Origin of the sequence: Micromonospora sp. DT4 (assembly GCF_049841675.1) — a bacterium.
Taxonomy (GTDB): domain Bacteria; phylum Actinomycetota; class Actinomycetes; order Mycobacteriales; family Micromonosporaceae; genus Micromonospora.
The window spans coordinates 42224-50519 of sequence record NZ_JBNCKT010000034.1; the positions used below are offsets into that span (position 1 = coordinate 42224).

At 73.6% G+C, this 8296-nt stretch carries 6 protein-coding genes and 1 pseudogene; 3 read left to right on the plus strand and 4 right to left on the minus strand.

Going from position 1 to position 8296, the window contains the following annotated elements:
* Positions 1-331 precede the first annotated feature (331 nt).
* The 4 genes and pseudogenes from ACLQ24_RS12920 to pcaF all read right to left on the minus strand — a co-directional run.
* Positions 332-787: pseudogene (locus tag ACLQ24_RS12920) on the minus strand (DUF456 domain-containing protein); the annotation flags it as partial.
* Positions 781-2949, minus strand: coding sequence for a putative bifunctional diguanylate cyclase/phosphodiesterase (locus ACLQ24_RS12925; protein ID WP_425891482.1), 2169 nt, complete (start codon positions 2947-2949; stop codon positions 781-783). The gene ACLQ24_RS12925 and the pseudogene ACLQ24_RS12920, both read right to left, overlap by 7 nt.
* Positions 2950-2953: 4 nt before the next feature.
* A complete protein-coding gene (locus tag ACLQ24_RS12930; protein ID WP_425891484.1) occupies positions 2954-3766 on the minus strand; it encodes an SAM-dependent methyltransferase in 813 nt (270 codons plus the stop codon).
* 148 nt (positions 3767-3914) lie between these two features.
* On the minus strand, positions 3915-5120 hold the full coding sequence (pcaF, locus tag ACLQ24_RS12935; protein WP_425891486.1) for a 3-oxoadipyl-CoA thiolase: 1206 nt from the start codon (positions 5118-5120) through the stop codon (positions 3915-3917).
* Positions 5121-5226: 106 nt separating this feature from the next.
* Here pcaF and ACLQ24_RS12940 point away from each other — a divergent pair, with 106 nt between their 5' ends.
* From ACLQ24_RS12940 to ACLQ24_RS12950, 3 genes are all read left to right on the plus strand, one after another.
* On the plus strand, positions 5227-6192 hold the full coding sequence (locus ACLQ24_RS12940; RefSeq protein WP_425891488.1) for a glutathione S-transferase family protein: 966 nt from the start codon (positions 5227-5229) through the stop codon (positions 6190-6192).
* Positions 6185-6853 (plus strand): DUF998 domain-containing protein, encoded by a 669-nt coding sequence (locus ACLQ24_RS12945; protein WP_425891489.1) that lies wholly within the window; start codon positions 6185-6187, stop codon positions 6851-6853. Before ACLQ24_RS12940 ends, ACLQ24_RS12945 begins: the two co-directional genes overlap by 8 nt.
* 205 nt (positions 6854-7058) lie before the next feature.
* A complete protein-coding gene (locus tag ACLQ24_RS12950) occupies positions 7059-8123 on the plus strand; it encodes an NADH:flavin oxidoreductase/NADH oxidase (protein ID WP_425891491.1) in 1065 nt (354 codons plus the stop codon).
* Positions 8124-8296 lie beyond the last annotated feature (173 nt).

Consider the following 8296-nt stretch of genomic DNA (forward strand, 5'->3'; position numbering starts at 1 on the left):
CACGGCCCACCGAGTGTGATGCCTGTGCGTCATCTTGATGACTCATAGGCATCACGCTTCTCAGGGTGGGTCCGCCCCGACGCCGCCGCGGCACCGCCGACGACGTCCCGCTAATCCCGTTGCCGACACACGCTGGACGACCGCATGCTGTAACCCGTGGCCAGGCCCGATCGCGACGGGTTCCGCCGGGCGCTCGGCAACGCCCGGCACACGGTGGCGCGGGGCACCGCCTCTCTCTCGTACGGCCTCCCGCCGTATCCGACGAAGGTGCACCGCGCCACCGCGCCCGGCCCGGGCGGGTCCGTTCGGGACTGTCCAAATCAGCCTTGACGACCCAGAGGGCGCCGATGGTCAGGCTGGCCAGGAACTCCACCAGCATGGACAGGCTGGCCGCCTTGAGGGCCTGCACGGTGGACGGCCAGGCGAGCCGGTTGCTGCCCAGCCGCAGCCGCTCGGCGGCCCACACCCCGAGGACGAAGCCCAGCAGCAGACCGACCACGGGGATCACGAAGAACCCCACCAGCCCGAGCACGCCCCCGGCCAGCAGGGACGACGTCGGCACACCGGTGCGCTTCAGGTTCCGCCCCGGCCAGAGATACTTCACGATCATGCCGCCGACCACGACGAGCGTGGCGGCGGCGAACACCGCCCACCCCGCGACGCCGGCGCCGCCGAAGATCGCCCAGACCAGTACCCCGCCCCAGCACAGGGGCAGCGCCGGCAGGCCGGGCACCACCACACCCGCCAGTCCGGCCAGGATGGCCAGTGCGGCCACCACGGTCACCACCGCGCCACGGCCTGTCGCAGCCGGGCGGTGATGTCCTGCGCCGGGGCCGGCGCGCCGAAGTACCGTCCCTGCCCGGTGTCGCAGCGCAGCGCCCGTAGTCGTTCCGCCTGCACCCCGGTCTCCACCGCCTCGGCCGTCACCCACAGCTCCAACGCGTGCGCCAACCTGACCAACGCGTCGACGATTCGCTCGTCGCGGTGGTCCGCCGCCTCGTCCGTCCCGTCGGCGCGGATGCCCTCGACGAACGGGCCGGCCAGCTTCAGGCAGTGGATCGGCAGCCGCCGCAGGTAGGCGAGGTTGGAGTAGCCGGTGCCGAAGTCGTCGACGGCCAGCCGGACGCCCAGCGCCGCGAGCCGGTGCAGGCTGCGCAGCGGCTCGCCCGCGCTGCCCATCACGGCGCTCTCGGTCAGTTCCAGTTGCAGCAGCTCGGCCGGCAGACCACTGGTGGCCAGCGCGTCGGCCACCGTCGCGACGATCGCCGGGTCGTCGGCCTGCCGGGCGGCCAGATTGACGCTGACCACCAGCCGGGCTTCGGGGAACTCCCGCCACCAGCGTTCGGCGTCGCGGCAGGCCCGCCGCAGCACCCACTCGCCGAGCCGGACGATCAGGCCGGTCTCCTCGGCGAGGCCGATGAAGCGGTCCGGACCGATGAGGCCCAGCTCCGGGTGCTCCCAGCGGACGAGCGCCTCCACGGCGAGCATCGTGCCCTCCAGCAGCGACACGATCGGCTGGTAGTGCAGCACGAACTCACCCCGGTCGAGCGCGGCCGGCAGCCCGGCGACCAGCGCCGACCGGGCGAGGTCGCGGGCGCTGCGCTCCGGGTCGTACACCGCCCACCGGCCCCGGCCAGCCGCCTTGGCCCAGTAGAGCGTCGTGTCGGCGGCCTTCATCAGGTCCGAAGCGGTGGTCTCCGCAGCCGGGCAGTCCACGATCCCGACGCTGGCGGAGACCGCCAACTGCTGGTCGCCGATGTGCACCGGCGCGGCGACGGCGGCCAGCGCGGCCTCCGCCACGGCCACCGCGTCCTCGACGTCGCCACCGCCGTCGACCAGGATGACGAACTCGTCGCCGCCCATCCGGGCGACCAGGTGGCCGCGGTCGGCCACGCACTCGGCGAGGCGCTTGCCGATCGTCACCAACAGCCGGTCGCCGAGGTCGTGGCCGAGGCCGTCGTTGATCGCCTTGAAGCCGTCCAGGTCGAGGAAGCACACCCCGACCCGCTGGCCGGGCCCGGCGGTGTCGAGGACCCGGCCCAACGTCTCGAAGAACAACGTCCGGTTGGGTAGCCCGGTCAACGGATCGTGCAGCGCCTGGAAGCGCAGCCGCTGCTGGAGTTCATACCGCTCGGTGATGTCCTCGACCATGGCGACGGTGAACCGGGGCCGGCCGTCGTCGTACCGGATCAGCGACACGGCCAGATCCGTCCAGACGACGCTGCCGTCCTTGCGGTGGTAGCGCTTCTGGACCCGGGCCGAGTCCTGCCTGCCCTCGATCAGCTCCTGGTACAGCTCCCACATGCCGGCGGCGTCGTCGGCGTGGAACAGCGCCGCCACGTTCATCTGGCACAGCTCCTCGGCGGAGTAGCCGAGCATGTCGGCGAACGCCGTGTTGACGTCGATGATCCGTCCGTCCACCCTGGCGATGCCGATACCGATCGCGGCGCCGGTGAAGACCGCTCGGAACCGCGCCTCGCTGTCGCGCAGCGCCTGCTCGACCTCGTCCCGCGCCTGCCAGGCCGAACGGGCGATGCGCTCCTGCTGGGCGAAGGTGCGGTCGCGCAGCGCGCGGGAAAACCCGGCCGCCAGCCCGCCCTGCACCGCCGCGATCCGCTCGCCCAGATCGGCCGGCCGGCCGTCGGCAGCCAGCACCCGGGCCGGAAAGTCGTCACCGAGCGCGCGCAGCGACCACTCCAACGCCCGGGGCTCGGTCAGGTGCGCCTCCACCAGGGCCCGCCCGACCTCCTCGGCGGGGCGGGCGCTGAACGGCTCCGCTCGTACGACCTGCGCCAGCCGGACGGTGTGCAGCAGCAACAGCCGCTCGGTCTCGGCCGCGCTGAGCGGCACGAAACCGATGCGGCGTACGGCACGGGCCCAGTCAGCGGCGTACGCCTCGACACCGGTCCGGCCGACGTCGACCCCGGTGGGGTCCGGGACGGCGGCCACCGGATCAGCCGACGTGCTGGTCGTACCGGGCGATGCCCCCGAAGGCGCCGAACCGTGCGGGGTGCTCGTCCACGTCGTCCGGCGAGTCGGGCCGCCACAGTGGCATGTGCACCACGCCCGGTTCGAGGACCGTCCAGTCGCCGAAGAAGCCGGTGACCTGCGCGCGGGAGCGCAGGGTGATCTCGGTGTCGGTCCGGGAGGAGAGGCGCTGGGCATCCAGCATCTCCTGCGGCTGGTCCTCGAAGGTGGAGTGCGAGACGACCAGGAAGCTGCCCGGCGCGGCGGCGGCCCGCAGGGTCGCCAGGATCTCGTCGGGGCGGTCGGCGTCCGGAATGAAGTGCACCACTCCGGCCAGCAGGATGCCCATGGGTCGACTGAAGTCGATCAACCCGAGCCGCCGGGTCTCGGTGAGAATCCGCTCCGGCTCGCGCAGGTCGGCGTGGATTACCCCGGTCAGGTCGTTGCCGGCGAGCAGTTCGCGGCTGTGCGCGACGGCCACCGGGTCGATGTCGACGTAGACCACCCGGGCCTTCGGGTTCGTCGCCTGGGCCACCTCGTGCACGTTGCCCACGGTCGGGATGCCGGAGCCGATGTCGAGGAACTGGTCGATGCCGGCGTCGAGCAGCACCCGGACGGCGCGGCGCAGGAAGTCCCGGCCGGAGCGCATGGTCGCGGCGAGGTTCGGGGTCATGCTGGCGATTTGCTCGGCCAACTGCCGGTCGACCTCGAAGTTGTGCGCCCCGCCCAGAAAGTAGTCGTACACCCGGACCGCGCTCGGCCTGGTCAGATCAATCTCGGTCGGCAGTGCGTCCGGCATCGGTGTGCTCCCCAGTTCGCGGCGCGGGGCGGCACCGGCGTCGGCGGGCGCGCACGGCCGCCGGCCGACCCCGCGGGTCGTGTGGTGTGGACCACTCTAGGCCGCCGGCCACCGCGTACGGGAGATTCCTTCACGTGACTTTCCGCCCTCAGGCAGCCGACTCCAGCAGCAGCGAGATGCCCTGACCCACACCGATGCACATGGTGGCGAGGGCCCGGCGGCCACCGCGCCGGCGCAACTCCAGGGCAGCGGTCAGCGCCAGCCGCGCACCGCTGGCGCCCAGCGGATGCCCGAGCGCGATCGCGCCTCCGTTGGGGTTGACGTGCTCGGCGTCGACGGGCAGCCCCAGCTCGCGCAGCACCGCCACGGACTGCGCGGCGAACGCCTCGTTCAGCTCGACGACGTCCACCGCGGCCAGGTCGACGCCGGCCCGGTCGAGCAGCTTGCGGGTGGCGGGCACCGGGCCGATACCCATGATCCGCGGCGGTACGCCGGCCGTCGCCGCGCCGACGACGCGGGCCAGCGGGGTGAGGCCGTACCGCTGCACCGCGGCCTCGCTGGCCACCAGCAGCGCGACCGCGCCGTCGTTGACGCCCGAGGAGTTGCCGGCGGTCACCGTGCCGCCGTCGCGGAACGGGGTGGGCAGCGCGGCCAGCTTCTCCAGGGACGTCTCGCGGGGGTGCTCGTCGACCTCCACCAGCCGGGTCTCCCGCCGGCCGGCCGGCACGGACACCGGCACGATCTCCTCGGCGAACCGGCCGTCGGCCTGCGCCTTGGCCGCACGCTGCTGCGAGCGGTACGCGAAGGCGTCCTGCTCGGCCCGGTCGACGCTGTACTCGGCGGCCACGTTCTCCGCCGTCTCGGGCATCGAGTCGACCCCCCAGCCGTCCCGCATCAGCGGGTTGACCAGCCGCCAGCCCAGGGTGGTGTCGTACATCTCGGCCGAGCGGGAGTACGCCGAGGTCGCCTTCGGCACGACGAAGGGCGCACGGCTCATGCTCTCGACCCCGCCGGCGACCAGCAGCTCGGCGTCTCCCGCCACGATGGACCGGGCGGCGGTGGCGAGGGCGTCCAGGCCGGAGCCGCAGAGCCGGTTGACCGTGCTGCCCGGCACCTCCTCGGGCAGGCCGGCGAGCAGAGCCGCCATCCGGGCCACGTTGCGGTTGTCCTCGCCGGCCTGGTTGGCGCAGCCGAGGACGACGTCGTCGACGCGGGCCCAGTCCACCGACGGGTGCCGGACGACCAGCTCACGGATGACGTGGGCGGCCAGGTCGTCGGGGCGGACGCCGGCCAGCGCGCCGGCGTACCGGCCGATCGGGGTACGGACACCGGCTACCAGGTATGCCACGGTCATCGCGAGTCCTTGAGGGGTGCAGACGGCGGGGGTGGGCAGGCCCACCGGATCGCGGAGGGCCGCCGGCCGCCAGGATATCCGCGCCGGCAGCGGATAGGTTGACGGCATGGCCCGGGCCCAGTTCAGCGCAGAGACCAGCCGTGGCGGCGCGTTCGTCCGTCAGCCCAACCGGTTCACCGGTCGGGTCACCGCCGACTCGACCTCACCCCCCGGCGGCGGCCCGGACGAGCAGGACCGCTGGCCGTTGGAGGCCGGCCGCTACCGGCTCATCTGGTGCCGCGCGTGCCCCTGGGCGCACCGGGCGAAGATCGTACGTGGCCTGCTCGGGCTGGACGACGCGATCTCGCTGGGCACCGTCGACCCGATCCGGGACGAACGGGGCTGGGCGTTCGCCCTCGACCCGGACGGCTTCGACCCGGTCCTCGGCGTCCGTTTCCTCTCCGAGGCGTACCTGGCCACCGACGAGGACTACACCGGCCGGGTGACCGTGCCGGCGCTCGTCGACACCCTGACCGGCCGGGTGGTGACCAACGACTATCCGCAGCTCACCCTCGACTTCTCCACCGAGTGGCAGCGACTGCACGCGCCCGACGCACCCGACCTGTACCCGGTCGCGCTGCGCCCCGAGATGGACGCGCTGATGGCCGAGGTCCACCGCGACGTCAACAACGGCGTCTACCGGTGTGGCTTCGCCACCTCCCAGGAGGCGTACGACGAGGCGTTCCAAGCGTTGTTCGCCCGGCTCGACGTGCTCTCCGACCGGCTGGCCGGGCAGCGTTACCTGATGGGCGACGCGATCACCGAGGCCGACGTGCGGCTGTTCACCACGCTGGTCCGCTTCGACGCGGCGTACCACGGGCACTTCAAGTGCAACCGCAGCAAGCTGACCGAGATGCCGGTGCTCTGGGCGTACGCCCGGGACCTGTTCCAGACTCCGGGCTTCGGCGAGACGGTGGACTTCGACCACATCAAGCGGCACTACTACGGCACCCACCGGGAGATCAACCCGACCGGCATCGTGCCGCTGGGGCCCGACGAGTCCGGCTGGACGACGTCGCACGGGCGTGGCTGAGCGGGGTCGGGCCGGCACGGCGACGCCGCCCGCCGCCCGCGGGGACGTCGCCCGCCGGGCCGCCGCGTCCGCCGCAGCCGGCAGCGCGGTGGCCGGGGCGGCCGCGGTGACGGTCGCGGTGGTCGCCGGTCCCGGTCCGGGCTTCACCGGGTACGTGAGTGAGGCGGGCATCGCCGGCAGCGCGCACGCCGTGACGTACCGGATCGGGGTTCTCGCCCTTGCCGGCGCGTTGCTGCTGATCGCCGCGGCGCTGCCGCCCGGGGTCCGGGTGGCGTCGGCGCTGCTCGCCACCGGCGCCGTGCTCACGGCGGTGTCCGGGGCGGTGACCTGCTCCGCCGGCTGCCCGCTGCCGCCGTTCGAGCGGACCACGGTGGCCGACCTGGTGCACGGTGGCGCGAGCATCGCGGCGACGGCGGCGGTGGTCCTCGCCATGGTCGCGTTGGCCGTGTCGGGGCCGGCCCCGGCGGTGGTACGCCGTCTGGCGGCCGGCACGGCGGCGCTCGCCCTGCCGCTGTGCGCCACGATCGGACTGGCCATGCTCGTGGTCGGCCGGGGCGCCCTGGTCGGCGTGGTGGAGCGGGTCGTTCTCGGGCTGGCGGTGCTGTGGGGCGTGGCCACCGGCACGGCGCTGGCCCTTACTTGCCGCAGGCGAAGCCTGTAAGGAGCCTCACGCGCATCGCAGCTTGCAGATCGGGCATCCTCGACCGGGCCGCGTACGACTCAGCGGGCCGGCGGGAACTCCTCGACTCGGAGCCGGTGGCCGGCGACACCCGACCGCAGGTGAACCCCGTACCCGCCTGACCCGTTCCCCACGGCGACGGACCCCTCGGCAGGGGGGTCCGTCGCCGTACCGAGAGGATGACGACATGAGTTCCCTGTTCACGCCGCTGGCCCTGCGCGGCGTCACGCTGCCCAACCGCATCGCCATGGCGCCCATGTGCCAGTACTCCGCCGGCCCGGACGGCCTGCCCACCGACTGGCACCTCGTCCACCTGGGCACGCGCTCGGTCGGCGGGGCCGGACTGGTGCTGACCGAGGCGACCGCCGTGCTCCCCGAGGGTCGGATCTCCCCGCAGGACACCGGGATCTGGTCCGGCGCGCACGTGGACGCCTGGCGGCCGGTGACCGCGTTCGTCGCCGCACACGGCGCGGTGCCGGCCGTCCAACTCGCGCACGCCGGCTTCAAGGCCTCCACCTACCGGCCGTGGGATTCGGGCAACGGCGGAGTTCCGGACGCCGAGGGCGGCTGGACGCCCGTCGCCCCGGGCGCCGAGCCGTTCACGCCCGGCTACCGGACGCCGACCGCGCTCGACGCGGCGGGCATCGCCGGCGTGGTCGACGCGTTCGCCGCCGCCGCAGAGCGGGCTCTCGCCGCCGGTTTCGCCGCCGTGGAGGTGCACGCCGCGCACGGGTACCTGCTCAACGAGTTCCTGTCGCCGCTGACCAACCACCGCACCGACGCCTACGGCGGTGACCGGGCCGCCCGGATGCGTCTCACGCTGGAGGTCGCCCGCGCGGTACGCGCCGCGGTCGGCGAGAGTGTGCCGGTGCTCACCCGGATCTCCGCGACCGACTGGGTCGAGGGCGGCTGGACCGCCGAGGACAGCGTGGTGCTCGCCGGTGAGCTGGCCGCCGTCGGCGTCGACCTGGTCGACGCCTCCTCCGGTGGCGTCAGCACCGACCAGCGCATCCCCCTCGGCCCCGGCTACCAGGTGCCGCTGGCCGCCCAGATCCGCCGCGAGGCCGGCGTACCCACCGGCGCGGTCGGCCTGATCGTCGAGCCGGAGCACGCCGAGCAGATCGTCGCCAGCGGCGAGGCCGACCTGGTGCTGCTCGGCCGGGAACTGCTGCGCGACCCGTACTGGCCGCGCCGCGCCGCCGCGAAGCTCGGCGTCGCGTACAACGGGCCCGCCCAGTACGCCCGCGCCTGATCCGGCCCTGCCCGGGCGGCTGCCGTCACCGGCAGCCGCCCGACCCGGCTCTCAGAGAGACTGTCGGGTAACTGGGTGACTACGCGGTGATAAGCCGTTCGGCGTTGATACGTCGGACGGCTTCGCGTTCGGTGGCGTTGGTCCAGCGGACTGTCTGACCGGCCAGACGTATC

What these genes read in the sequence shown, in the direction of transcription:
- pcaF (WP_425891486.1), bottom strand. Translation starts at nt 5,120, where the DNA reads ATGACCGTGGCATACCTGGTAGCCGGTGTCCGTACCCCGATCGGCCGG.
- ACLQ24_RS12940 (WP_425891488.1), top strand. Translation starts at nt 5,227, where the DNA reads ATGGCCCGGGCCCAGTTCAGCGCAGAGACCAGCCGTGGCGGCGCGTTC.
- ACLQ24_RS12950 (WP_425891491.1), top strand. Translation starts at nt 7,059, where the DNA reads ATGAGTTCCCTGTTCACGCCGCTGGCCCTGCGCGGCGTCACGCTGCCC.
- ACLQ24_RS12930 (WP_425891484.1), bottom strand. Translation starts at nt 3,766, where the DNA reads ATGCCGGACGCACTGCCGACCGAGATTGATCTGACCAGGCCGAGCGCG.